This window comes from Roseococcus sp. SDR, assembly GCF_019083995.1.
In the GTDB taxonomy this organism is placed as follows: domain Bacteria; phylum Pseudomonadota; class Alphaproteobacteria; order Acetobacterales; family Acetobacteraceae; genus Roseococcus.
This window is the reverse complement of sequence record NZ_JAHRCU010000002.1, coordinates 259,198-282,843: the sequence shown is the minus strand read 5'-3', so window position 1 is coordinate 282,843 and position 23,646 is coordinate 259,198. Positions and strand designations below refer to the sequence as shown.

At 69.5% G+C, this 23,646-nt stretch carries 22 protein-coding genes; 9 read left to right on the top strand and 13 right to left on the bottom strand.

From position 1 onward, the window contains the following. Positions 1-4: 4 nt before the first annotated feature. Complete coding sequence (locus KTR66_RS03475; protein WP_213610449.1) at positions 5-979, bottom strand: tripartite tricarboxylate transporter substrate binding protein; 975 nt, start codon at positions 977-979, stop codon at positions 5-7. Positions 980-1,148: 169 nt separating this feature from the next. On the opposite strand from KTR66_RS03475, the gene KTR66_RS03470 reads away from it, so the two are divergent. Further along, positions 1,149-1,517, top strand: coding sequence for a hypothetical protein (locus tag KTR66_RS03470; protein WP_213610447.1), 369 nt, complete (start codon positions 1,149-1,151; stop codon positions 1,515-1,517). A 12-nt stretch (positions 1,518-1,529) separates the two neighbouring features. On the opposite strand, the gene KTR66_RS03465 is transcribed toward KTR66_RS03470, so the two are convergent. Genes KTR66_RS03465 through KTR66_RS03455 form a run of 3 tightly spaced genes read right to left on the bottom strand, consistent with a single transcriptional unit; the run spans position 1,530 to position 3,850 of the window. After that, positions 1,530-2,414 (bottom strand): amidohydrolase, encoded by an 885-nt coding sequence (locus KTR66_RS03465; RefSeq protein ID WP_213610445.1) that lies wholly within the window; start codon positions 2,412-2,414, stop codon positions 1,530-1,532. Positions 2,415-2,441: 27 nt separating this feature from the next. After that, entirely contained in the window at positions 2,442-3,380 is a 939-nt protein-coding gene (locus KTR66_RS03460) for a TAXI family TRAP transporter solute-binding subunit (protein WP_213610443.1), read from the bottom strand. Then, positions 3,377-3,850 carry an Lrp/AsnC family transcriptional regulator gene (locus KTR66_RS03455; protein ID WP_213610441.1) on the bottom strand — a complete coding sequence of 158 codons (474 nt, stop codon included), beginning with the start codon at positions 3,848-3,850 and terminating at the stop codon, positions 3,377-3,379. Before KTR66_RS03455 ends, KTR66_RS03460 begins: the two co-directional genes overlap by 4 nt. A 259-nt stretch (positions 3,851-4,109) precedes the next feature. On the opposite strand from KTR66_RS03455, the gene dnaK reads away from it, so the two are divergent. After that, positions 4,110-6,017: a molecular chaperone DnaK gene (gene dnaK / locus KTR66_RS03450; protein WP_213610439.1), complete on the top strand. Its 1,908-nt coding sequence runs from the start codon at positions 4,110-4,112 to the stop codon at positions 6,015-6,017. A 172-nt stretch (positions 6,018-6,189) separates the two neighbouring features. After that, positions 6,190-7,323, top strand: a complete 1,134-nt coding sequence (gene dnaJ / locus KTR66_RS03445; protein ID WP_213610437.1) for a molecular chaperone DnaJ — start codon at positions 6,190-6,192, stop codon at positions 7,321-7,323. A gap of 60 nt (positions 7,324-7,383) precedes the next feature. Here dnaJ and KTR66_RS03440 read toward each other — a convergent pair whose 3' ends face one another. After that, positions 7,384-8,358 (bottom strand): 2-dehydropantoate 2-reductase, encoded by a 975-nt coding sequence (locus KTR66_RS03440; RefSeq protein WP_213610435.1) that lies wholly within the window; start codon positions 8,356-8,358, stop codon positions 7,384-7,386. Further along, a complete protein-coding gene (locus KTR66_RS03435; RefSeq protein WP_213610433.1) occupies positions 8,358-9,872 on the bottom strand; it encodes an acyl--CoA ligase in 1,515 nt (504 codons plus the stop codon). Before KTR66_RS03435 ends, KTR66_RS03440 begins: the two co-directional genes overlap by 1 nt. 191 nt (positions 9,873-10,063) lie before the next feature. On the opposite strand from KTR66_RS03435, the gene KTR66_RS03430 reads away from it, so the two are divergent. The 4 genes from KTR66_RS03430 (at position 10,064) to KTR66_RS03415 (ending at position 14,445) form a co-directional block, all read left to right on the top strand. Next, complete coding sequence (locus KTR66_RS03430; protein ID WP_213610431.1) at positions 10,064-11,068, top strand: tripartite tricarboxylate transporter substrate binding protein; 1,005 nt, start codon at positions 10,064-10,066, stop codon at positions 11,066-11,068. Positions 11,069-11,072: 4 nt separating this feature from the next. Continuing rightward, positions 11,073-11,603: a tripartite tricarboxylate transporter TctB family protein gene (locus KTR66_RS03425; RefSeq protein ID WP_213610429.1), complete on the top strand. Its 531-nt coding sequence runs from the start codon at positions 11,073-11,075 to the stop codon at positions 11,601-11,603. Positions 11,604-11,809: 206 nt separating this feature from the next. Continuing rightward, on the top strand, positions 11,810-13,312 hold the full coding sequence (locus tag KTR66_RS03420) for a tripartite tricarboxylate transporter permease (protein ID WP_213610427.1): 1,503 nt from the start codon (positions 11,810-11,812) through the stop codon (positions 13,310-13,312). Between the two features lie 59 nt (positions 13,313-13,371). After that, positions 13,372-14,445, top strand: coding sequence for a mandelate racemase/muconate lactonizing enzyme family protein (locus tag KTR66_RS03415; RefSeq protein WP_213610425.1), 1,074 nt, complete (start codon positions 13,372-13,374; stop codon positions 14,443-14,445). Here the strand turns inward: KTR66_RS03415 and KTR66_RS03410 are convergent, their stop codons facing one another. Next, positions 14,446-15,492, bottom strand: coding sequence for an NAD(P)-dependent oxidoreductase (locus KTR66_RS03410; RefSeq protein WP_213610423.1), 1,047 nt, complete (start codon positions 15,490-15,492; stop codon positions 14,446-14,448). A gap of 82 nt (positions 15,493-15,574) precedes the next feature. On the opposite strand from KTR66_RS03410, the gene KTR66_RS03405 reads away from it, so the two are divergent. Beyond that, on the top strand, positions 15,575-16,780 hold the full coding sequence (locus tag KTR66_RS03405) for a CaiB/BaiF CoA-transferase family protein (RefSeq protein WP_213610421.1): 1,206 nt from the start codon (positions 15,575-15,577) through the stop codon (positions 16,778-16,780). A 241-nt stretch (positions 16,781-17,021) separates the two neighbouring features. On the opposite strand, the gene KTR66_RS03400 is transcribed toward KTR66_RS03405, so the two are convergent. Then, positions 17,022-17,462 carry a hypothetical protein gene (locus KTR66_RS03400; protein ID WP_213610419.1) on the bottom strand — a complete coding sequence of 147 codons (441 nt, stop codon included), beginning with the start codon at positions 17,460-17,462 and terminating at the stop codon, positions 17,022-17,024. A gap of 175 nt (positions 17,463-17,637) precedes the next feature. Here KTR66_RS03400 and KTR66_RS03395 point away from each other — a divergent pair, with 175 nt between their 5' ends. After that, positions 17,638-19,221 (top strand): ABC transporter substrate-binding protein, encoded by a 1,584-nt coding sequence (locus KTR66_RS03395; protein ID WP_371819014.1) that lies wholly within the window; start codon positions 17,638-17,640, stop codon positions 19,219-19,221. 50 nt (positions 19,222-19,271) lie between these two features. On the opposite strand, the gene KTR66_RS03390 is transcribed toward KTR66_RS03395, so the two are convergent. From KTR66_RS03390 to KTR66_RS03370, 5 genes are all read right to left on the bottom strand, one after another. Continuing rightward, the gene (locus tag KTR66_RS03390) at positions 19,272-20,036 is read right to left on the bottom strand and encodes an ABC transporter ATP-binding protein (RefSeq protein WP_213610415.1); all 765 of its coding nucleotides are present in this window, start codon (positions 20,034-20,036) and stop codon (positions 19,272-19,274) included. After that, positions 20,029-21,012: an iron ABC transporter permease gene (locus tag KTR66_RS03385; protein ID WP_213610413.1), complete on the bottom strand. Its 984-nt coding sequence runs from the start codon at positions 21,010-21,012 to the stop codon at positions 20,029-20,031. Before KTR66_RS03385 ends, KTR66_RS03390 begins: the two co-directional genes overlap by 8 nt. Then, positions 21,012-21,944 carry an ABC transporter substrate-binding protein gene (locus KTR66_RS03380; RefSeq protein ID WP_249731809.1) on the bottom strand — a complete coding sequence of 311 codons (933 nt, stop codon included), beginning with the start codon at positions 21,942-21,944 and terminating at the stop codon, positions 21,012-21,014. The genes KTR66_RS03385 and KTR66_RS03380 overlap by 1 nt, the downstream gene beginning before the upstream one ends. A gap of 86 nt (positions 21,945-22,030) precedes the next feature. Next, the gene (locus KTR66_RS03375; protein WP_371819000.1) at positions 22,031-22,825 is read right to left on the bottom strand and encodes a molybdate ABC transporter substrate-binding protein; all 795 of its coding nucleotides are present in this window, start codon (positions 22,823-22,825) and stop codon (positions 22,031-22,033) included. Continuing rightward, positions 22,822-23,646 (bottom strand): substrate-binding domain-containing protein, encoded by an 825-nt coding sequence (locus KTR66_RS03370; protein WP_213610409.1) that lies wholly within the window; start codon positions 23,644-23,646, stop codon positions 22,822-22,824. Before KTR66_RS03370 ends, KTR66_RS03375 begins: the two co-directional genes overlap by 4 nt.

Here is a 23,646-nt window from a genome sequence, read left to right as displayed (position 1 = left end):
GCGGCTACTCCAGGCGGATGCCGGCCTCGCGCACGAAGCCCTGCCACTTGGCGCTCTCGGCTCGGAAGAAGGCGGCGAATTGCGCGGGCGTATTGGGCTCGGCCGTCAGGTCGCTGGCCTGCAGCGTCTGCTGGAAGGCGGGGTCCGCCACGATCTCGTTCAGCAGCGTCGAGAGCCGCTCCACCACCGGCTGCGGCGTGCCGGTGCGGAGAAAGATGCCGTTCCACTCGACGGTGGCGAAGCCCGGCAGCGTCTCGGAGAGCGCCGGCAGGTTGGGCAGGGCGTTGATGCGTGGCCGCGCTGAGGTGTGCGCCAATGCCTTCACCTGCCCCTCGCGCACCTGGGCGATGGCGCTGTTCACATTGCCGAAGAAGAGCCTGATCTGCCCTGCGACGAGATCCATCAATGCCGGCGCGCCGCCGCGATAGGGGATGTGGTTGGCCTTCACTCCCGCATCGCGCAGGAACAGCTCCAGCACCAGATGCTGCTGCGAGCCGATGCCCGAAGAACCAGCGGCGAAGTTCCCATTGGCGCGTCGCATCGCCTCGATCAGCTCCGGCACGGAATGGATCGGCGAATTACGCTCGACCAGCACCAGCTGTGGGACCGCCATGGTCTGGAAGACCGGGATGAACTCGCGCTCCGGACTGTGTCGCTGCCCGGCGAAGAGGGCAGGGGTCACCGAGATCGGCGTCGCCTGGTTCATGATGGTGTAGCCGTCATTCGCCGCCTGGATCATCGCCTGCTCGCCGATGGTCCCGGTGGCGCCGCCGCGATTTTCCACCACGAAGGTCTGGCCGGTGCGGGTGGCCAGGGCCTGCGCGTAGAGGCGCCCGACAAGGTCCGCCGCGCCGCCCGCCGGCCAGGGCACGATCATCCGCACCGGCCGGTTGGGCCAGGGCGCCTGGGCGAGGGCAGGGGTGGCGAGCGCCAGGGGCGCGGCCAGCAGGGCGCGGCGCCCGCGAGCGTGATGGTTCATGTGATGTTTCCTCCAGGCCGCTTCCGGCGGTGCCGCATCTTGGTTCACTCACTCGGCCTTGACCACCCGAGGGGCATGATCGGCGCCGCCCATGCCGAGCATCGTCCGGATGGATTGGCCGCGGAACATTCCCTTGGCTAGGCTTCCCGCAGCCAAGGAGGATCGCCCCATGCTTCGTGCCGCACTTGCCGCCGCCCTGCTCACCGGAGCGGTTCATGGCGGCATCGCGTCCGCCTCTGCCCAGGGCGTGGATTGCCTGAGCAGCGGCCGCATCAGCATGCTCTCCGTGCAGCGGATCCAGATGCCGGGCGGCGAGGGGGCGGGGCTCGCGATCAACGTCCTCTTGCAGAACAACCAGGCCACCACGCAGAATTTCACGGTGAACTACGTGGGGTTCGGTCGCTACAAGGCGACCAATGAGCGCGTCACGCTGCGCGGACGCCAGCAGGCCACCACCTGGGTGGTGACCTTCCAGGTCGGCGGCAGCAGCGTCACTGACGATACGATCCGCAGCAATGTGCGGCTGACTTGCGACTGAGCGATCCCGGCCTCAGAACCCGTAAAGGCTTGCCGGATTCTCGCTGAGGATCATCGCCCGCTTCGCGGCATCTGGTTCCCATTGCGCCAGCAGCCCCAGCAGGTCGCCGTCATTGGGCATGGGCTTGTCGAAATGCGCCACATGCGGCCAGTCGCTGCCCCAGATGACGCGTTCGGGCGCGGCGGCGATGACGGCACGCGCGAAACTCGCCGTGTCGGAATAGGGGAAGGCCGGCTCGGCCGAGATCCGGTAGAGGCCGGTCAGCTTCACCCAGAAGAGCCCGTCGCGCAGCATGGCGAGAAACTCCTGGTAGCCCGGGTGCGCGATGCCGCCGCGTGCCACCTTGGTGTAGCCGATATGGCCGACCGAGACGGGCAGCCGCATCGCCTCCGCAAGGGTGCGCAGCTGGGCGGGCTTCTCTTCGACATGCACCAGCAATTCCACATGCCAGCCGAAGGGGCGGATCACCTCCGCCACATCCGCCAGGGCATCGAGTGAACGGAAGGGCATTCCGCCCTTGTCCACCAGGTTCACCCGGATGCCGCGCGCGCCCTTCGCATGCATGGCCGCGATCTCGGCCTCGGTCACGCCCTCACCGACGGAGACGATCGCCCTCAGGCGGTCGGGATGGCTGCTCGCGGCATCCAGCACGGCGCGGTTATCGGTGCCATGCACGCTGGCCTGCACCACCACGCCGCGGGCAATGCCGAGCGCGTCATGCAGCGCCAGCAGCCGGCTCACGTCATTGTCGGGCGGCGTGTAGCCGCGCACGGCCTGGTAGGGGTAGCGCGCGGCATCGAAGACGTGGAAATGCGTGTCGCAGGCCAAGGGTGGCATGCCCATGGCGGGCGGGCGGGGCACGGGGTCCGGGCCGGGGCAGTCGCGAATCTCGGTCATGGTCCGACCTTAGGGCCGTGGGCCTGCTCAGCCCAGCAGGCCGAGCCCGCGCAGGAAGCGTCGCACCCCGGGTTGGATCAGCGCCGGGTCGGTGACGGCACTTGCCGTGTTTTCCGCCGTGGTCTCGCTCGCCTGGGCCAGGCGCTGGCCGAGGTCGCCCCGCGCCTTGTGCAGGGCGGCGGCCAGCCGATACCCGACCTCTTCCTCCAAGCCCGGGCGGGCGAGGACAAGGCTCCAGGTCCCCACCGAGTCCACCGCTTCGGCCTGCCCCGGATAGCTTCCGGCAGGCAGCGCCATGGGCCTGAGCGCCGGGTCGGCGGCCAGGATGCGCGCACGTTCGATCGCGTCGGGCGCCACGAAGCGCAGCCCCTGCGGCCCGCGCGCGAGGGTCACGAAGCCCGGCCAGCCCGCCCCCCCGCCCCACAGGGCGGCCACGCGCCCATCCATCACCATCGCCGGCCCGTCGCCCGCGCGGTCGAGCAGCACGCCATGGAAGTCGCGCTCCATGTCGAGGCCGAGGCCCGTCATCACCTGGCGGGCCAGCACCACGAAGCCTGAGCCCCGCGCCCCCCAGGCGACGCGTTGGCCACGCAACTCGGTGATGGAACGGATGGGGTTGTCGCCGCGAAGGCCGAAAAGGCCGGGCTGGGCGTACATGGCGAAGAGCAGCGTCACCCCGCGCCCGGCCGCCATCGCCGCCGTCGCGGTCTCGCCCGCGACGAGGCCGAGATCCACCCGCCCCTCGGCCAGCAGGTTCACGTTTTCCAGGCTGCCGGCGGTGTTGCGCGGCTCGATCGTGAGCGTCGGGTCGGCGGCATGTACGGCGGCGGCGAAGGCGGCGCCATAGGCCGGGAAGCCGCCGCCCGGGGTGGCGGTGGCCAGCGAGAGGGTGATGGGCGCCTGGGCATGGGCCTGGCCGGTGAAACCCAGCATGGGCGCGGCCAGCAGGGGGCGCCGGGAAATCACGCCTCCTCCTCCTCCGGTGCGCGGATCACGGGCAGCAGCGCCGTCTCTTTCACTGTGGCCATGGCGATCTCGATCGAGACGCGCTCCATGCCGGCCAGGGGCCGGATCTCCTCCGCCATCAGGGTCTCCAGCGCCGCGATGTCGGGCAGGCGCAGCTTCACGAGGTAGGACCACTCGCCGGTGAGCTGGTGGCATTCCAGCACCGTCTCCAGCTTGCGGACCAGCTTGCGGAAGGCGATATCCTCCTTGCCCGGGCGGATGGCGACGCGCAGGAAGGCCAGCAGCGGGCAGCCCACCTCGGCCGGGTCCAGCTCGGCGTGCCAGCCGCGGACCACGCCGCGCTCCTCCAGGCGCTTCAGCCGCTCCGCCGTGGCCGAGACCGACAGGCCGGAGACCTTGGCCAGATCGGCCAGGCCCGCGGCGCCATCCTGCTGCACCGCGATGACAATTTTCCGGTCAATTTCGTCCATGGCGGGAGGCTATTCGGATAAACTTGGGGTGTAAACGAAAATCGGGCGTTCCTGTCGGAAAAGCAAGGCTTTGCGCCCTGCAAAATTGCCCGGCAAAGACTTGGGCCCCGCCTCTTGTCCGCGCGCCCGCTGCTCAATACATGGGCAGCAGAAGCCGCGCATGGGGCGCGGAAGCCGCGTGACCGCGCGGCCATAACAGGGGCTCAGACCGGTGCCTGACAGGGGCCGGACGAGAGCCGCCGCACAGGAGCATGCTCGCATGAGCAAAGTCATCGGTATTGACCTCGGGACCACCAACTCCTGCGTCGCCATCATGGAAGGCGGCGAGGTGAAGGTGCTGGAGAACGCGGAGGGCGCGCGCACCACCCCCTCCATGGTCGCCTTCGCGAAGAATGGCGAGCGTCTGGTGGGCCAGAGCGCCAAGCGCCAGGCCGTGACCAACCCGAACAACACCCTCTACGCCGTCAAGCGCCTCATCGGCCGCAAGTTCGACGACGCCATGGTGCAGAAGGAGAAGGGCCTCGCCCCCTTCAGCATCGTGAAGGCCGATAATGGCGACGCCTGGGTCGAGGTCGAGGGCAAGAAATACGCCCCGCAGCAGATCAGCGCGAACGTCCTGACCAAGATGAAGGACACGGCCGAGGCCTATCTCGGTGAGAAGGTGACGCAGGCCGTCATCACCGTCCCCGCCTATTTCAACGACGCCCAGCGCCAGGCGACGAAGGAGGCCGGCGCCATCGCGGGCCTGGAAGTCCTGCGCATCATCAACGAGCCGACGGCGGCGGCGCTCGCCTACGGCATGGACAAGAAGACGTCGGGCACCATCGCGGTCTATGACCTCGGCGGCGGCACCTTCGACGTCTCCATCCTTGAGATCGGCGACGGCGTCTTCGAGGTGAAGTCCACCAATGGCGACACCTTCCTGGGCGGCGAGGATTTCGACCAGCGCGTGATCGACTACCTGGCCGATGAGTTCAAGAAGGAGAACGGCATCGACCTGCGCGGCGACAAGCTCGCGCTGCAGCGCCTGAAGGAAGCGGGCGAGAAGGCCAAGATCGAGCTCTCCAGCTCGAAGCAGACCGAGATCAACCTGCCCTTCATCACCGCCGATGCGAGCGGCCCGAAGCACCTCGTCATGCAGCTCACCCGCGCCAAGCTGGAATCGCTGGTGGAGGACCTGGTCGCCCGCACCATGGCGCCGGTGGACCAGGCGCTGAAGGATGCCGGCCTCTCCGCCGGCGAGATCGACGAGGTGATCCTGGTCGGCGGCATGACCCGCATGCCCAAGGTCATCGAGGCGGTGAAGCAGAAGTTCGGCAAGGAGCCGGCGCGCAACGTGAACCCGGATGAGGTCGTCGCCATCGGCGCCGCCATCCAGGGCGGCGTGCTCAAGGGCGATGTGAAGGACGTCCTGCTGCTCGACGTGACGCCCCTCTCGCTCGGCATCGAGACGCTGGGTGGCGTGTTCACGCGCCTGATCGACCGCAACACGACCATCCCCACCAAGAAGTCGCAGACCTTCTCGACCGCGGATGACAACCAGACGGCTGTCACCATCAAGGTCTTCCAGGGCGAGCGCGAGATGGCGGCGGACAACAAGCTGCTCGGCAATTTCGACCTGCAGGGCATCCCCCCGGCACCGCGCGGCGTGCCGCAGGTGGAGGTGACCTTCGACATCGACGCGAACGGCATCGTCAGCGTCTCGGCGAAGGACAAGGCCACCGGCAAGGAAACCCAGATCAAGATCCAGGCGAAGTCGGGCCTCTCCGACGCCGACATCGAGAAGATGGTGCGCGACGCCGAGGCCAATGCCGAGGCCGACAAGAAGCGCCGCGAGGCGGTGGAAGCGCGCAACCAGCTCGACACGCTGGTGCACTCCACCGAGAAGACCATCCGCGAGAATGGCGACAAGGTGCCGGCCGATGAGCGCGCCGCCGCCGAGGCGCTGATCACCGAGGCCCGCGCGGCCATGGAGAGCGGCGACGCCGATGCGATCAACGCCGCGGCCGAGAAGCTCAGTCAGGCCGCGATGAAGATCGGCGAGGCGATGTACAAGGCCGAGCAGGCTGCCCCGCAGCCCGAGGCCGGCCCCGAGGCCGCCAAGCCGAACGACAAGGTGGTCGACGCCGAGTTCGAGGAAGTGGACCCGAAGAAGAAGAAGGGCTGAGCGCCCGCTCAGTCTGACGGCTTCCAGCGCCCGGGCCAGCAATGGCCCGGGCGTCTCTGTAATTCCGCCTCGACCGTGATCCGCTGTCGCTGGATGACGGTTTCGCCCTGTTGAGAGGATGATTCACCGCTTCGGTGATCCCACCTCCGCGGATCATGCTCTAGGAGTGACCATGGCCAAGCGCGATTATTACGAAGTGCTCGGCGTCAGCCGGGACGCCTCCGAGGACGAGCTCAAGAAGGCCTATCGCAAGCTCGCGATGCAGTTCCACCCTGACCGCAACCAGGGGGATGCGAAGGCGGAGGCGCGCTTCAAGGAAGTGAACGAGGCCTATGAGGTGCTGAAGGACGGCGACAAGCGCGCCGCCTATGACCGCTTCGGCCATGCCGCCTTCGAGGGCGGCGGCGGTGGCGGGGGCGGCGGCAATCCCTTCGGCGGCGGCGGCTTCGAGGACATCTTCGAGGAGATGTTCGGCCGCTTCGGCGGCCGCGGCGGGCGCCAGGCCACCGGCCGCGGCGCCGATCTCCGCCAGGAGGTCCAGATCACGCTCGAGGAAGCCTTCGCCGGCACCAAGAAGACCATCCGCGTGCCCAGCAGCGTCTCCTGCGAGGCGTGCAACGGCTCGGGCGCCGAGGGCGGCAGCGCGTCCGCCACCACCTGCGGCACCTGCCGTGGCACGGGCAAGATCCGCGCGCAGCAGGGCTTCTTCCTGATCGAGCGCACCTGCCCCACCTGCTCGGGCTCGGGCAAGATCATCAAGAACCCCTGCAAGGTCTGCTCGGGCTCCGGCCGGGTGCAGCGTGACCGCACGCTGAACGTGACCATCCCGGCCGGCGTCGAGGACGGCACGCGCATCCGCCTCTCCGGCGAAGGCGAGGCCGGGCTGCGCGGCGCGCCGGCGGGCGACCTCTATGTGGATATCGGCGTGAAGCCGCACCCGATCTTCCAGCGCGAGGGACCCAACATCATGGTCCGCGTGCCGCTGCGCATGACGCAGGCCGCACTCGGCGCCAGTGTGGAGGTGCCCTCCATCGATGGCGGGCGCTCCGCCGTGAAGATCCCGGCCGGCACCCAGACGGGCGATAATTTCCGCCTGCGCGGCAAGGGCTTCTCCGTCCTGCGCAACCCCGCGCGCGGCGACATGTACGTCCAGGTCGTGGTCGAGACTCCGCAGAACCTGACGCCGAAGCAGCGCGAGCTGCTGGAGGCCTTCGAGGCCGAGGCGGTGCAGGGCGGCAAGAGCAGCCCGGAGAGCGAGGGCTTCTTCGCGAAGGTGAAGGAGTTCTGGGACGGGCTGGGCAGGTAAGGGGAAGTCCAGGGCGCTGCCCTGGACCCGCCGGGGCCGAGAGGCCCCGGACCCCTCGACTTAGAGTCCCGCGGCGCGGGCGCGGGCGCGGACCAGGGCAAGCACCGTGCGGCAGGTGGGGGCGGGCAGGCCGGTCAGCTCGGCGAACTCCACGATCACGCCGAGCAGTGCCTCGATCTCCATCGGGCGGCCACGCTCCAGATCCTGCAGCATGGAGGTCCGGTGCGCGCCCACTTCGGCCGCGCCGGCGATCCGCTTGTCCACATCAATGGCGAAACGCACGCCCAGCGCCTCGCCGATCGCCTGCGCCTCCAGCATCATGTTCCGCGCCACCTCGCGCTGGCCGGGATCACCGGTCAGTTGGTCCAGCGTGTTCACCGTCAACGCCGAGATCGGGTTGAAGGCCAGGTTGCCCCAGAGCTTCACCCAGATCTCATCGCGGATCTTGGGCCGCACCGGCGCCTTGAACCCCGCCGCCACCAGCGCCTTGGCCACCGCCTCCACGCGCGGCGTACGCTCACCGGATGGCTCGCCCAGGGTGAAGCGGTCGCCATAGGTGTGCTCGATCACGCCAGGCTCAGGCACATCCGCGGCCGGATAGACGATGCAGCCAATCGCGCGTTCCGGCGCAAGAAGCGCGGAAACCTCGCCACCCGCATCCACGCTCTCCACACGCCGGCCCTCATATTGGCCGCCGATCTTGTGGAAGTACCACCACGGAATGCCGTTCACGGCCGAGACGATGGAAGTCTCGGGCCCCAGCAGCGGTTGCATCTGCTTCGCCGCACCGGCCAGAGAATGCGCCTTCAGCGTGACGATCACCGCATCCTGCACGCCCGCCTCCTCGGCGGTGGCGACGCAGCGCGGATGCACGATGGTCTCCTGCCCGTCGCTGATGAGCTTCAGGCCGTTCTTCTGCATCGCCGCCAGGTGCGGCCCGCGCGCGATGATCGTGACCTCGGCCGACTGCGCCGCCGCCATCTTCGCCGCCATCAGCCCGCCAATGGCGCCCGCCCCGAAAACGCAGATCTTCATCAGAGCGAAATCCCCAGCTTCTCGGCGAGGCCGATGCGCATCAGCTTGCCCGTGGCGCCCTTCGGGATCTCGGGCAGGAAGACGACCTTCCGAGGCACCTTGAAGTCCGCCAGGTACTTCGCCGCGAAGTCACGCAGCTCGCGCTCTGTCAGCTCGGCGCCTTCGCGCAGCACCACGGCGGCACCCACTTCCTCGCCCAGCTTGCTGTGCGGGATGGCGAAGGTCAGCGCCTGCGCGACGGCCGAGTGCGCCGAGAGCACGCCATCCACCTCCAGCGGGCTCACCTTCTCGCCGCCACGGTTGATGAGCTCCTTCAGGCGGCCGGTGAGCTGGAGATAGCCATCCGCATCCAGCATCCCCTGGTCGCCCGTGCGGAACCAGCCCTTCGTGAAGGCCTTGGCATTGGCTTCCGGATTCGCCTCGTAGCCCGCGGTCACGTTGGGGCCGCGGATCACCACCTCGCCCACCTCGCCTTGGGGAAGGAACTCGCCCTCATCGGACATGATGCGCACCTCGGGGCCGGCGGGCAGGCCAACCGCACCCGGCTTGCGCTTGCCGCGCAGCGGGTTGGAGGCCATCTGGTGCGCCGCCTCCGTCATGCCGTAGCTCTCCACCAGCGGGCAGCCGAAAGTGGCTTCCATCGCCTCCATGACCGGCCCGGGCAGCGAGGCGGAGGAGGAACGGATCAGCCGCAGCTTCGCGCGCTGGATGATCTCGGCATTGCGGTCCGCGCGGCTGAGGATCGTCTGGTGCATCGTCGGCACCGCCGTGTACCAGCTGGGGCGTTCCTCATCGAGCAGGCGGAAGAACTTCAGCGCATCGAAGCCGCCCGTGCAGCACACCGCACCACCCGCCGCGACGCTCGACAGCACGGCGGCGATCAGCCCGTGGATGTGAAACAGCGGCATGATGTTCAGGCAGCAATCGTTCTCCGAGAGCTCCAGCGCCGCGCCGATATGCCGTGCCGAGGCGGTGATGTTGCGCTGGCTGAGCGGCACGATCTTCGGCCGCGCCGTGGTGCCGGAGGTGTGCAGCACCAGCGCCTCGTCATCCGCCTGCGCCATGCCGGGCATCTTCGCCGCGCCGGGCGCGCCGCCCTGCAGCGTGAAGCTGCCCGCCGCCTCGCCGGGGATCAGCTCCAGCACCGCGATGCCCAGCGCCTCGGCCGAGGCGCGCGCCGGCGTCGCATCGCCCTGCTGCACGATGATCGCCTTGGGCTTCAGGTCATCCAGGTAGAAAGTGAACTCATCGCCCTTGTAGGAGGGGTTGAGCGGCGCGGTGGACGCGCCGGCCGCAACGCAAAGGAAGGCGGCCGCCATCTCGGGCCCGTTCGGCAGCACGATGGCCACGCGATCGCCGCGGCCGATGCCCTTGCTGTTCAGCGTCGCGACCGTGCTGGCGGCGAGCTGCCGCAGCCCCTCATGCGTCAGCGCCGGGCGTCCGGGCGCGCGCAGCGCTGGCGCATCCGCTTTGCCGCGTTGCAACAATTCACCGAGGTTGCTGATCGCACTCATGAAACGCAGTTCTCCTGGAACACGGACTCAATAAAGCGCGGCATCGCGCGGATGCGAAAGGCTGCCAAGCGGCTTTGCAAGCTTTTCATCGCTTCACAATCAATTGACTCCTTTACGGAACGAGAGGGGTTCCAAGCGCGTTTGTAAAGGGCATTTACAAGCTCGGTTCACGCCACAGGAGGCCGCCGTCCATGATGCTCAGTCGTCGCCAATTGCCGATGATCGGGGCGGGTCTTGCCGTCGCCGGCGGCACGCAAGCCCAGGCCCAACGCGCGTGGGAGCCGCAGCGTCCCGTGCAGTTCATCGTCCCCGCCGGCACGGGCGGCGGCGCGGATCAGATGGCCCGCATCATCCAGGGCATCATCACCAAGCACAGCCTGATGCGGCAGCCGATGATGGTGGTGAACAAGGCGGGCGGCGCCGGCGCGGAAGGCTTCCTCGAAGCCCGCAACGCGCGCGGCAATCCGCATGTGCTGATCATCAGCCTCTCCAACCTCTTCACCACGCCGATGTCCACCGGCATCCCCTTCTCCTGGCGGGATCTCACGCCGGTGAAGATGATGGCGCTGGATGAGTTCGTGCTCTGGGTGAACGCTTCCTCGCCCTGGCAGACGCTGCCGCAATTCGTCGAAGCGGCGCGCGCCGGGCGCATCCGCATCGGCGGCACCGGCTCCAAGCAGGAAGACCAGATCATCACGGTCGCCATGCAGCGCGCCATGGGCACGGAGTTCATCTACGTGCCCTTCCGCGGCGGCGGCGAGGTCGCGACGCAGCTCGTGGGCGGCCACATCCAGGCGACGGTGAACAACCCGATCGAGGCCGTGACGCATTGGCGCGCCGGTACGCTGCGCCCGCTCTGCGTCTTCGACACGCGCCGCCTGCCGGGCGAGGGCCGCATCACCGACACGATGGGCTGGCAGGACATCCCGACCTGCAAGGAAGCGGGCCTCGACGTCGAATACCTGATGCTGCGCGGTGTCTTCGCCGCCCCCGGCATCACCGCGCCGCAGATCGCCTTCTACACCGATCTGCTGAACCGCGTGACGCAGACGCCCGAATGGCGAGAGCTGATGGCCAATGGCGCCTTCAACACCACGACGATGACGGGCGCGCCCTTCGTCGAGTGGCTGACGCGCGAGGAAGCGCGTCACCGTTCCCTGATGCAGGAGGCCGGGTTCCTGGCCGCGGGAGGCTGAGATCATGAGCGTCACCACCGGAAACGACACCCTGGTCGAAGCGGGCGCCGAGCGCGGCCCCAGCATGAAGGGGATGGAGATCGGCACCGCCGTCATCCTGATGGCGATGGGCGGCATCGCCATCATGGACAGCCTGCGCATCGGCGCGGGCTGGGGCAGCGATGGCCCGCAATCGGGATATTTCCCGTTCTGGCTCGGCCTCATCCTGGTCGGCGCCAGCCTGGTGAACCTCGCCATGGCGCTGAAGCCCTCCGCGAAATCCGAGGGCGCGCTCTTCGCCACCTGGCCGCAGCTGCGCATGGTGGCCTCCGTGCTGGTGCCCACCGCGATCTATGTCGCGGTCATCCCCTTCGCCGGGATCTATGTGAGCTCCGCCCTGCTGATCGCCTTCTTCATGATCCGCTTCGGCGAATTCCGCTCCGTCGTCTCCTTCCCCTCGGGCGCGCTGGCGGCGGGTGTCGCCTTCGCGATCTTCGAGCTGTGGTTCCTCGTCGCCCTGCCCAAGGGTCCGCTCGAGACCTACCTGGGATACTGACGTTCCCCACGAAGTTTTCGCTGCCGGAATGCCGCGTTGCGGCATGTCCGCCAGCGAAACCTTCGCGGGGGCCCCGATCTCCTCATTCTTCGAAACTCATCTCATCCCGATGCGGCAAAGCCGCACCGGGGCTCCTCCGGGCGCGCCGTCGCGGTGGCGCTTGAGGCTTCACGCGTGCGCCTGGTGGCGCTGAAGGGTTCGCTGCCATGGAAGAAATCGGCCTCCTGATGCAGGGCTTCGCGGTGGCCCTGCAGCCGGAGAACATCATTCTCATGGTCGCGGGCATCGTGCTCGGCGTGCTCATCGGCGTGCTGCCGGGGCTGGGTGGTGCGAATGGCATCGCCATCCTGCTGCCGCTCACCTTCGCGCTGCCGCCGGTCAGCGCCATCATCCTGCTCTCCTGCATCTATTGGGGCGCGCTGTTTGGCGGCGCCATCACCTCCATCCTCTTCAACATCCCGGGCGAGCCCTGGTCCGTCGCCACCACCTTCGACGGCTACCCCATGGCGCAGCAGGGCCGTGCGGGCGAGGCGCTGGTGGCGGCCTTCACCTCCAGCTTCGTCGGCGCCTTCATCGCCGTGCTGATGATCACCTTCGTGGCACCGCTCGTCGCGCAATTCGCGCTGCAATTCGGCCCGCCTGAATTCTTCGCGGTGATGTTCCTCTCCTTCGCCTGCTTCATCGGCCTCTCGAAAGGCTCGCCCTTCAAGGCGTTGGCCGCGATGATGTTCGGCTTCCTGCTGGCGGGTGTGGGCTTGGATGGCGTGACGGGCCAGCTCCGCATGACCTTCGGCTCGATGGAGCTGATGCGCGGCATCGACTTCCTCGTCGTCGTCATCGGCCTTTTCGGCCTCTCGGAGATCTTCCAGTCCATCGAGGAAGGGCTGCGCTTCAAGGGCCAGTCGGCGAAGATCACCATGCGGACCATGCTCAAGACCTGGGCCGAACTGCCGCGCCATTGGTGGCTCTTCATCCGCTCCTCCGTCATCGGCTGCTGGATGGGCGTGACCCCGGCAGGTGCGACGCCCGCCAGCTTCATGAGCTACGGCGTGGCCCGCCGCATGGCGGCCGACAAGGAGAGCTTCGGCAAGGGCCGCGTCGAGGGCGTGATCGCGCCCGAGACCGCGGCGCATGCGGCCGGCACCTCGGCACTGCTGCCCATGCTCTCGCTGGGCGTCCCCGGCTCGCCCACGGCGGCGGTGCTGCTGGGCGGTCTGATCATGTGGGGGCTGCAGCCGGGGCCCATGCTCTTCGTCGAGCAGAAGGATTTCGTCTGGGGCCTGATCGCCTCGATGTATCTGGGCAACATCGTGGGCCTGATCATCGTGCTGGCCGCCGTGCCCTGGTTCGCGATGATCCTGAGGGTTCCCTTCTCCATCATCGCCGCCATCATCCTGATGGTCTGCGCGATCGGCGCCTACACCGTGAACAGCGCCGAGTTCGACGTGGTGCTGATGCTGATCTTCGGCGTCATCGGCTATGTGATGAAGAAGCTCGACTATCCGCTGGCGCCGCTGGTCCTCGCCTTGGTGCTGGGCGACCGCACGGAGGAGAGCTTCCGCCAGGCGCTGCTGATCAGCGAAGGCTCGCTCTCCGTCTTCTTCTCCAACTGGCTGGTGGGCAGCATCATGGTCGCCGGCCTGACGCTGATGTTCTACCCCGCCATCAGCAAGCTGATGGCCGGCTTCCGCAGCCCGAAGCCGGCCTGATGGCGGGGTAGCCCCGCGCCCCTCCCGGTGCCAGCATCGGCGCCGGGAAGGGACACGCCATGAAGATCACCGGCATCGAAAGCCGCATCCAGCGCAGCAGCTTCACCTATGGCGCCGGCAGCGCGGGCGTGGGTGGCAATCTCCATCTCAAGGACATGGACACGCTCATCCTCCGCGTGGAGACCGAGGATGGCCGCGTGGGCTGGGGCGAGGGCTTCGGCTTCAACCTGGTCGAAACCACGAAGGATGCGCTGGACCGCCTGCTTGCCCCCGCCTGCCTGGGCCAGGACGCGACGGACATCGCCGGGCTGACGCGCATGCTGGCGCGACGCTTCCACAATTTCGGCCGCAATGGCCCGGTCACCTTCGCGATCTCGGGGCTGGACATCGCGCTCTGGGACCTGGCGGCGCAGCGGGCGGGCCAGCCCTTGCATGCGCTGCTGGGCGGCGCGGGCCGCAGGCGCGTGCCGGCCTATGCCAGCCTGCTGCGTTACGGCGTTCCCGAAGACGTCGCCCGCAACACGGCGGCCGCGGTGGCGGAGGGTTATCGCGAGATCAAGCTGCATGAGGTGGACCTCGCCTGCATCCGCGCGGCGCGCGACGCGGCGCCGTCCGAAATCCCCCTCATGCTCGACATCAACTGCGCCTGGACCACCGAAGCCGAGGCCATCGCCTTCTGCCACGCTGTCGCAGGGATGAATGTGCGTTGGGTGGAGGAGCCCATCTGGCCGCCCGAGGACGCGCCCGCCATCGCCCGCGTGCGCGCCGCGGCGGGTGTGGCCGTCGCGGGCGGCGAGAATGCCGGCAGCCCCGCGGATTTCGCCGCGCTGTTTGCGGCCGGCGCGCTGGATGTGGCGCAGCCCAGCGTCACCAAGATCGGTGGCGTCACCGGGCTGATGGAGGTGGCGCGGCTCGCATGCGCGGCGGGGGTCACGCTGGTGCCGCACTCGCCCTATTTCGGCCCGGGCCTGCTGGCCACGCTGCATGTGCTGGCCGCGCAGGCGCAGGAGGCACCGATCGAGGTCTACTATGCTGACCTCGCAACGCCCCCCTATGGCCAGGCTCTGGCGGTGCGCGAGGGCTTCATGACTGTGCCTGAAGGGCCCGGCCTCGGCCTCGCGCCCGCCTTCTGATCACCCGACGGGCGGCTTGCCGAAGGCGGCGGTGTAGCGCGCGATGAAGCGCGGCTTCACCTCCGGGTTCACGATGCGCGGCGGCATGCGCCCCGCCGCCAGTTCCGAGAAGGCGAGGGCCGCGATCTTCGTGATGTTCGCGCGGCTCTCCTCCGTGACACCCGCCGTGTGCTGGCTGGCGATGACGGCGCGGTGATGCAGCAGCGGGTGGTCCACCGGCGGCGGTTCCACCTCCCACACGTCGAGGCCCGCACTCGCCACCTGGCCGGATTCCAGCGCCTCGAACAGCGCGGCCTCGTCATGGATGGAGCCGCGCGCGGTGGTGACGAAGATCACGCCCTTCTTCATTGCGGCATAGGCGGCGGCGTTGATCATGCCGCGCGTCTCTGGCGTCAGCGGGCAATGGATGCTGACCACGTCGGACTGCGCCAGCAGGGTCGCGAAATCCACCTTCTCACCGCCATGGGCCGCGATGGTCGCCGCATCCAGATAGGGGTCGCTGACCAGGACGCGATTGCCGAAGGCGGCCTTCACGATCTCCGCCACGCGCCGGCCGACATGACCGAAGCCGACGAGGCCGACCACCTTGCCGCGCAGCTCGCGCCCCAACAGCGTGGCGCGGTTGCGCGCCGTGCCCGCGATCATCGAGGCCTGGGCCTCCGGCATGCGCTTGAGGCAGGCCAGCATCATGCCGACGGCGTGTTCCGCCACACCCTCCGCATTGCCGCCGGCCTGATTCACCAGCAGCACGCCGGCATCGGTGCAGGCCTCCGGGTTGCAGGGGTCGTAGCCCGCGCCATAGCTCGCCGCCATCAGCAGGTTGGGCAGCTTGCCCAGCAGCTCGGCATGGACATGCAGCGGCAGGGGCAGCTCATCGCGCGCCGCCATGACGTAATAGCCATGGCAGGAGGAAAGCGCCTGGATCTGCTCGCCGGTGCTGGCCTCGAGCGGGATATGGACGATCTCCAGCGCCGGGTCCTGCGCCGCGGTCGCGAGGAAATTGGGGTGGGGCACGAAGCCGACATAGCCGATGCGGAATCTTTGCAACTTGGGTCTCCCGTTTGGCCGGCAGGCTCGCCCAAGCCGCGCCGCTTGGCTAGCCTCACCCCCGCAATCCAGGGAGGATGAAATGGGCGCCGGACCACTCGCGGGCATCCGCGTGCTCGACATGACGACGGTGCTCTTCGGCCCCTATGCCACGCAGCTCCTGGCCGAGATGGGCGCCGAGGTCATCAAGCTCGAAGCCCCCGAGGGCGATGTGACGCGCCACACCGAGCCCGCGCGCAATCCCGGCATGGGCGCCATCTTCCTCACGCTCAACCGCGGCAAGCGCGGCCTCTGCCTGGACCTGAAGCAGCCCGCCGCGCGGGAGGCGGCGCTGGCCGTGGCCCGCACCTGCGACGTGGTGGTGAGCAACATCCGCCCGCGCGCGCTGCAGCGCCTGGGCCTCGATTCCGCGACGCTGCGCGCCGCCGATCCGCGCCTCGTCTTCTGCGCCTTGGTGGGCTTCGGGCAGGACGGGCCCTATGCCGAGAAGCCCGCCTATGACGACCTGATCCAGGGCATTGGCGGCCTGGCGCATCTGGCCTTGGCGCAAGGCGGCGCCGCGCCCCGCTACGCGCCCTTCGCGCTGGCCGACCGCGTGGGCGGCATGCACGCGCTCTCCGGCATCCTGGCCGCGCTCTTGGAGCGCAGCCGCACCGGCCTCGGCCAGGAGGTGGAGGTGCCGATGTTCGAGGTGATGGCGAGCATGGTGCTGGGCGACCATATGGGTGGCCTTGGCTTCGAACCGCCGACCGACCAGGGCGGCTATGCCCGCCTCATCAGCCCCGACCGCAAGCCCTATGCGACGCAGGACGGCTTCATCGGCGTGATGATCTACAACCAGGCGCAATGGGAGCGCTTCTTCGCCGCCATCGGCACGCCCGAGCGCATGACGCAGGACCCGCGTCTCAAGGATCACACCACGCGGCTGCGGCATATCGACGAACTCTATGCCGAGCTTGCCAGCATCTTCGCCACGCGCGGCACGGCGGAATGGTTGGCACTTCTGGAAGCGGCGGACCTGCCCTGCGCCCCGGTGCATGACCTGCCCGCGCTCCGCGCCGACCCGCACCTCAACGCGCGCGGCTTCTTCCAGCCGGAGGCGCATCCAAGCGAGGGGAGGCTCACCCGCATGGCCGCCCCCGTGCGCTTCTCCGCGCATGGCGAAATTCCGCGCCGCCCGACGCCACGCCTGGGCGAGCATGGGCGGGAGGTGCTGCGCGAGGCGGGGCTGGAGGAGGCGGCTATCACGGCGCTGGTGCGGGCGCGGGCGCTGATCCTGCCGGGGTGAGGTCAGCGCGCCAATCCGGCGCGTCAGTTCCGCTGCACCGACCATGTGACGGAACGCATCGCCGGGGCCAGATTCGTAACCAGGCAAGCGAGACGCAATGGCGGCTGCTTTTGCGAATTGATGAACCTCACGGATCAATTGACCCGCTTGGACGATATCGGGAATCGAAGACATGAGGGTTGCTCCTCAGCGTTCAGAATAACGGAACGGGAAACACAGGGAGAGCGCGACCGCAGTCGCTTCAATCGGACGTGGAATCGCCTGGCGCGTCGCAATCCGACATCTCGAACCCGGTGACCGATGTCATGACGTTGACGACACAGGCGCTGCCAAGCGACGGCATGAGGGTCCTCTCCAGCTCATGGGTCGTATCATCACCGTCGAACCGCAACCGGAGGCCAAGCGCCACCGTCGCCTGCCCCATCGAGCGGAAGCGCACGGCACCGTGGTGTGAGACTGAGGCACTGGAGCGATCGAGGGCGATGGGCTGAGCGTTCAAGTAAACGCCCTCGATCATGAGAGGTCTGTTGCTGAACGTCTCAAACCGGATGCGAAGCTCGACGTCTTGCCCGCTCCATCGCGTCGGCGGGCGGAGCGCTTCGCGAAGGCCGAGCAGCCCCACGCAGAGCAGACAAGCACCGAGGAGCAGACGAGAGGCCCGACGCGGGATCAAACGACGCATGTCTCCCTGGATGGCGGGAACATAAGGGGAACATATATGCCATGTCAAGCAAAACTCCCTCTCGCGGATCAGCCAGCCGCGCGCGTGATCATCCGCCCTTCAAGGATGTCTTGCTCCAGCCACGCCGCTTACCCAGGATGGGGGTGTCCCCACCGGAGCCCGCCGCATGACGACATTGCCCCGCCGCAGCCTGCTAGCCGCCCCTTTGGCCGCCCCTCTGGCGCTCGCCGCCCCCGCCATGGTCGCGGCCCAGGGCGCGCGCACGCTGCGCTTCGTGCCGCAATCGGATGTGACGGTTCTAGATCCGCTCTGGTCCACCGCCTTCGTCAGCCGCAACCACGCCTATCTGGTCTATGACACGCTCTACGGCACCGACGCCAATTTCGCGCCGCAACCGCAGATGGCCGAGGGCCATGTGGTCGAGGATGGCGGCCTCACCTGGACCATCACGCTGCGCCCCGGCCTGCGCTTCCATGATGGCGAGCCGGTGCGCGCGGCGGATGCGGTGGCGAGCCTGCGCCGCTGGGGTGCCAGGGATGCCTTCGGCCAGGCGCTCTTCGCGGCGACGGATGAACTCACCGCCCTCGATGACCGCCGCCTGCGCTTCCGCCTGAAGAAGCCCTTTCCGCTGCTGCCCGCGGCCCTCGGCAAGACCACCGTCACCGTCCCCTTCATCATGCCCGAGCGCCTGGCCCGCACCGATCCCGGCACGCAGGTGAGCGAGATCGTGGGCTCCGGCCCCTATCGCTTCGTGCCGGGTGAGCGCGTGGCCGGCGCCCGCACCGTCTATGCCCGCTTCGAGAACTATGTGCCGCGCGAGGGCGCGCCCAGCTTCACCGCCGGCGGCAAGGTGGCGAACCTGGACCGCGTCGAATGGGTGGTGATGCCCGATGCGGCGACGGCCTCGGCCGCGCTCCAGGCGGGCGAGGTGGATTGGTGGGAACAGGCGGTGACGGACCTGCTGCCGACGCTCCGCCGCAACCGCAATATCGAGATCGGCACGCTTGAGACCTCGGGCTGGGTGGGCTTCCTGCGCTTCAACCATCTGCAGCCGCCTTTCAACAATCCGGCCATCCGCCGCGCGATCCTGGGCGCCATCAACCAGCCGGACTTCATGCAGGCCATCGTCGGCAACAACCCCGATCTCTGGCGCGGCAATGTGGGCGTCTTCACGCCGGGTACGCCGCTCGCCAATGACGAGGCGATGGGCGCACTCACCTCCCCGCGCGATCTCGACCGGGTGCGGCGCGAGCTGGCGGCGGCGGGCTATAACGGGCAGCGGATGGTGCTGATCGTGCCCACGGACTTGCCGTTCCTGAGAGCAATGTCGGAGGTCGGCGGTGATCTCTTCCGCCGCATCGGCATGAACCTCGATTACCAGGCGCTCGACTGGGGCACGGTGCTCTCCCGCCGCACCTCGCGCGAGCCGGTGGAGCGTGGCGGCTGGTCCGCCTTCTTCACCTTCGGCGGCGGGCAGGATTTCGCCTCGCCGGCCGGGCATCTCGGGCTGCGCGGCAATGGCACGAATGGCTGGATCGGCTGGCCTGATTCGCCCGAACTGGAAAACCTGCGCAACGCGTGGTTCGACGCGCCGGACCTGGCCGCCCAGCAGGCCATCGCGCGGCGCATCCAGGCGCAGGCCATGCAGGATGTGCCGATGATCCCGCTCGGCCAGTATTTCCTGGCCACCGCGCATCGCCGGAACGTGTCGGGGATCGTGCAGGGCGCGCCGCTCTTCTGGAACGTGCGCAAGAGCTGATCTGTGAGGATGATTCAACGCTTCGGTGGAGACACCGAAGCGGATCATGCTCAGATCAGCGGCGCCACAACCCGCCGCGCGCCGAGCGTGCCGATCGCCGCCTCCACGCCATAGGCGGCGCGCAGCGTCTCGGGCGTGATCAGCGCCTCGGGCGGTGCCGGGCCCTGTGCGCCGCCCTGCGCCACCAGCATCACCGCATCGGCCAGCAGCAGCGCGTGGTCGGGCTGATGCGTCGTCATCAGCACGGCCAGGCCATCGCGCCGGGCCAGCGCCCGCACCTCGCGCAGCACCAGCGCCTGGTTGCCGAAATCGAGGCTCGCCGTGGGCTCGTCCAGGATGATCGCGCGGCCGCCCTGCGCCAGGGCGCGCGCGACCAGCACCAATTGCCGCTCGCCGCCGGAAAGCTCCGTGACCGGCCGGTCGGCCAGATGCGCGATGGAGAGGCGATCGAGCGCGGCCTCAGCCGCCGCGTGGTCGGCCGCGCCGGGGGCGGCGAAAAGGCCGAGATGCGCGGCGCGGCCCATCGCCACCACCGCCCGCGCCGGATAGGCGAAGCCGCCCTGCGCCGCCTGCGGCACATAGGCGAGGCGCTGCGCCACCGCGCGGCGGGAGAGCCGCGTCAGGGGCTGACCCTCCAGCAGCACCGTGCCGCCGAGCGGCGGGATCAGGCCCAGCAGCGTGCGCAACAGCGTCGTCTTGCCGCCGCCATTGGGGCCGAGCAGGCAGAGCAGCTCGCCCGCGCGCAGATGCAGGTTGAGCCCGGAGAGCACCTTGCGGCGCCCATGTCCCACGGCCAGGTCGCGCGCCTCAAGCATGCCGGCCCCGCGCCAGCAGCCAGAGAAACAGCGGCGTGCCGAGCAGCGCGGTCAGCACGCCCAGCGGCAATTCGGTGCGGCCCAGATTGCGCGCGGCCGTGTCCACCGCCAGCAGGAAGGCCGCGCCCAGCAGCATGGAAAGCGGGATCAGGCGCCGCAAATCAGGCCCGCCGAGCAGCCGCGCCATGTGGGGGACAACAAGGCCGATCCAGCCCACGGCCCCCGCCAGTGCCGTAACGGCCGCCGTCGCCAGCGTGGCGCCGGCCACCGCCGCGCCGCGCAGCAGCGCGGTATTGGCGCCCAGCGCCCGGGCCTCATCCTCGCCCAGCGTCAGCAGGTTCAGCCGCCAGCGCAGCAGGAAGAGGATGGCGAGGCCGAGGGCCGCCGGGATCGCCGCCGCCAGCACATCGCCGCGCGTCACCGCGTTCAGCGAGCCGAGCAGCCAGAAGGTGATGGCGGGCAATTGGTTGTAGGGGTCGGCCAGGATCTTCAGCAGGCTGATCGCCGCCCCCATCAGCGCCCCCAGCGCGATGCCGGCGAGGATGAGCAGCAGCGCCGGATCGCCCCGCCCGCGCACCAGCGCGGCCAGGCCCGCGACGCCCGCCACGGCGGCCACACCGCCCGCGAAGGCGAGGCCCTGGATCGCCGCCACCGGCAGGCCGAGGAAGATGCCGAGCACCGCCCCCAGCGAGGCCCCGGCCGAGACGCCCAGCAGATCGGGCGAGGCCAGCGGGTTGCGGAACATGCCCTGGAAGGCCGCCCCCGCGCCGGCCAACGCGGCACCCACCAGGATCGCGGCCGCCACGCGCGGCGCGCGGATGTTCCAGAAGACGATGGCGGCCGGCCCTTCCTCCTGCCCCAGCAGGATGGGCACAAGCTGCGAGGGCGGGATGGGAAAGCGCCCGAAGGCGAGCGCCAGCAGCACGGCACCCGCCAGCGCCGCCAGCGCCAGCCCCCAGGCGAGCGTGCCGCGCATCAACCCGGCAGGGCCGGGCGCAGCAGCGCCGCGATCTGCTGCGGCTCGGGCCGGCGATGGTAGAACAGCGCGTGGAAGTCACTCACGCGCTCGGGCAGCGTTTCAGCCGGTACCAAGCCGAACAGCACGGGCAGCCAGATCAGCCCCAGCAGCCGGTTCACCGCAGGCGGGAAATCCACCCAGCCGAAGGGCAGGCCGGGCGCGAGGACCAGCCGATTGGCCCGCACCGCCGGCAGCGCGCGCCAGAGCGGGTCCTGCCGCGCATGGGCCGGGAAATCGGGATGGATGGCGATGACCCAGTCCGGGTTCCAGGCCAGCACCTGCTCCAGGCTGATCTGCGTGAGGCCACCCGGCCCCAGCGCGCGGCCGGCCACATTCAGCGCGCCGGCGAATTCGATGATCTCGGTGTTGATGGAGCCCGCGAGCCCCGTCTCCAGCCCGCGCGGCCCGCGCACATAGAGCACGCGCGGCCGCCCGCGCTGGCCGAGGCGCGCGGCATGCGCCTCCGCCTCGGCCAGGATGCGCCCCGCCGCCTCGGCGCGCAGATCGGCATCCTTGCGGCGGCCCAGGATCTCGCCCAGGACGCGATAGGTCTCGGGGATGCGCGCCAGCGCGCCGTCCAGCAGCAGCGTCGGGATGCCCGTCTGCTCCTGCACGCGATGGGCGAGGCTGACGAAGCTCGGCGCCACGCTGCCGTAATCCAGCACGAGGTCCGGGCGATGGCGCAGCACCGCCTCGATATTGGCGGTGTTGTCGCGGCCCGTCAGGCGCCCCGTCTCGGGCAGGGCTGCGGCCCCCTCGGTCAGGAAGCTGGCCTCCAGCCGGCTCGGCGGGCGGGCGGGCCAGCCGGCGAGCAGCTCCGGCGCCAGCGTGTAGAGCAGGATGGCGGCGGGCGGGCCGGCCGCCAGCACGCGGCTCACCTTCTCGGGCATGCGCGCGCTGCGCCCCACCGAATCCCGGACCTCTCTCGCAAATGCTGGCGAGGCGAGGGGGGTGGCGAGCAGCGCGCGGCGGAACATCATCTCTCCTTGGGCAGGCCCGGCGCGTCGAAGCCGTGCCGGTCCAGGATCATCTGGCCCTGGGGGGAGAGAATGAACAGGGCCAGCCGCGCCGCTTCCGGCCGGGGGCTGAGCAGCAGCATCCCGTAATCGGCGAAGACCGCCAGCGCCTCCGGCACCTCGATGCGCTGCAGGCGCGGATCGGCGCGCAGCGCCAGCACGGCATTGGTGCAATAGGTGAGGAAGAGGTCCACCGCATCGCGCTCGAACTGCCAGGCGTAGAGGTCACGCCCGGCCGGCGGGCGCGCGGAATCCGGCCCGCCCGTGACCGTCAGCGCCTTGGCCTCCAGCGCGGCGCGCGCACCGGGCCGCAGCGCCTCGGCCCGGGCGAAGAGCGCAAAGGCGTAGTCGCCCGCGGGATCGGCGCGCGGCGTGGAGGTGCCGAGGCGAATGGCCGGGTCCAGCATGCGCGCCAGCAGCGTCTCGGGCGTCACCTCCAGGCCCGGCCGCGCCAGGGCGCAAAGCCGGTTGCGGGCGAAGAGCACGACCGGCATGCCGCGCGTCTCGGCCAGCGCCTGCGGGTGCGCCATGTTCGCGCTGGCGAAGAGGTCGAAGCCCTCGCCGCCCGCGATGCGCTGCCGCAGCAGGCCCGAGGGGGCATAGGTCTCCGTCACCGGCGCGCCGCCCGGCCGGGCGGCGAAGGCGGTGGCGACCTCGGAGAGGGCCGCGCGCAGGCTGCCGGCGGCGGCGAGGCGCAGCGGCTCGGCCTGGGCGGGGGCCGCCATCAGCAGGGCCGCGAGGATCAGCCGCTTCACGAGGTCGGCTCAGGCTGCGCGGCGTTGGGGAAGAAGAGCTGCTCGCCATTGATCTTGTAGCTGGCGATGGCGGCCTGGCCGGCGGGCGAGACGATCCAGTCCACGAAGGCCTGGCCATCGGCGGCCTTCACATGGCTGTGGCGGGCCGGGTTCACCAGCATCACGCCATACTGGTTGAACAGGCGCGGATCGCCCTCGGTCAGGATGCGCAGATCCTGGCGGTTGCGGAAGGAGAGCCAGGTGCCGCGATCGGCCAGGATATAGGCGTTCTGTGCGGCGGCCGTGTTCAGCGCCGGGCCCATGCCCTGGCCGACCGCGCGATACCAGCTGCCGGAGGGCTCGACGCCCGCCTGCTGCCAGAGGCGCAGCTCCGCCGCATGCGTGCCGCTGCGGTCGCCGCGGCTGACGAAGGGCGCGCGCGCCTCGGCGATGCGGCGCATGGCGGCCACCGCATCGCGCGAGCCCGCGATGCGCGCGGGGTCGCTGGCCGGGCCGATGATCACGAAGTCATTGAACATCACGTGCTGGCGGCGCGTGGCGAAGCCCTCGGCCACGAAGCGCTCCTCCGCCGCGCGGTCATGCACGAAGACGACATCGGCATCGCCGCGCCGGCCCACATCCAGCGCCTGGCCGGTGCCCAGCGCCACGACGCGCGCGGTGATGCCGGTCTGCTCGCGGAACAGGGGCAGGATATGGCCGAACAGGCCCGACTGCTCCGTGCTGGTGGTGCTGCTGATGGTGATGACGCGCTCCTGGGCCCCAGCGGGGAGAGGGGCGGGCGTGGCGAGCAGCGCGAGGGCGAAGAGAAGACGGCGGAACAT

Coding starts and splice junctions, on each gene's coding strand:
- KTR66_RS03430 (WP_213610431.1), top strand. CDS start 10,064: ATGATGCTCAGTCGTCGCCAATTGCCGATGATCGGGGCGGGTCTTGCC.
- KTR66_RS03475 (WP_213610449.1), bottom strand. CDS start 979: ATGAACCATCACGCTCGCGGGCGCCGCGCCCTGCTGGCCGCGCCCCTG.
- KTR66_RS03425 (WP_213610429.1), top strand. CDS start 11,073: ATGAGCGTCACCACCGGAAACGACACCCTGGTCGAAGCGGGCGCCGAG.
- KTR66_RS03435 (WP_213610433.1), bottom strand. CDS start 9,872: ATGAGTGCGATCAGCAACCTCGGTGAATTGTTGCAACGCGGCAAAGCG.
- KTR66_RS03465 (WP_213610445.1), bottom strand. CDS start 2,414: ATGACCGAGATTCGCGACTGCCCCGGCCCGGACCCCGTGCCCCGCCCG.
- KTR66_RS03470 (WP_213610447.1), top strand. CDS start 1,149: ATGCTTCGTGCCGCACTTGCCGCCGCCCTGCTCACCGGAGCGGTTCAT.
- KTR66_RS03400 (WP_213610419.1), bottom strand. CDS start 17,462: ATGCGTCGTTTGATCCCGCGTCGGGCCTCTCGTCTGCTCCTCGGTGCT.
- KTR66_RS03390 (WP_213610415.1), bottom strand. CDS start 20,036: ATGCTTGAGGCGCGCGACCTGGCCGTGGGACATGGGCGCCGCAAGGTG.
- KTR66_RS03385 (WP_213610413.1), bottom strand. CDS start 21,012: ATGCGCGGCACGCTCGCCTGGGGGCTGGCGCTGGCGGCGCTGGCGGGT.
- KTR66_RS03415 (WP_213610425.1), top strand. CDS start 13,372: ATGAAGATCACCGGCATCGAAAGCCGCATCCAGCGCAGCAGCTTCACC.
- KTR66_RS03405 (WP_213610421.1), top strand. CDS start 15,575: ATGGGCGCCGGACCACTCGCGGGCATCCGCGTGCTCGACATGACGACG.
- dnaK (WP_213610439.1), top strand. CDS start 4,110: ATGAGCAAAGTCATCGGTATTGACCTCGGGACCACCAACTCCTGCGTC.
- KTR66_RS03440 (WP_213610435.1), bottom strand. CDS start 8,358: ATGAAGATCTGCGTTTTCGGGGCGGGCGCCATTGGCGGGCTGATGGCG.
- KTR66_RS03380 (WP_249731809.1), bottom strand. CDS start 21,944: ATGCCCGAGAAGGTGAGCCGCGTGCTGGCGGCCGGCCCGCCCGCCGCC.
- KTR66_RS03455 (WP_213610441.1), bottom strand. CDS start 3,850: ATGGACGAAATTGACCGGAAAATTGTCATCGCGGTGCAGCAGGATGGC.
- KTR66_RS03420 (WP_213610427.1), top strand. CDS start 11,810: ATGGAAGAAATCGGCCTCCTGATGCAGGGCTTCGCGGTGGCCCTGCAG.
- dnaJ (WP_213610437.1), top strand. CDS start 6,190: ATGGCCAAGCGCGATTATTACGAAGTGCTCGGCGTCAGCCGGGACGCC.
- KTR66_RS03370 (WP_213610409.1), bottom strand. CDS start 23,646: ATGTTCCGCCGTCTTCTCTTCGCCCTCGCGCTGCTCGCCACGCCCGCC.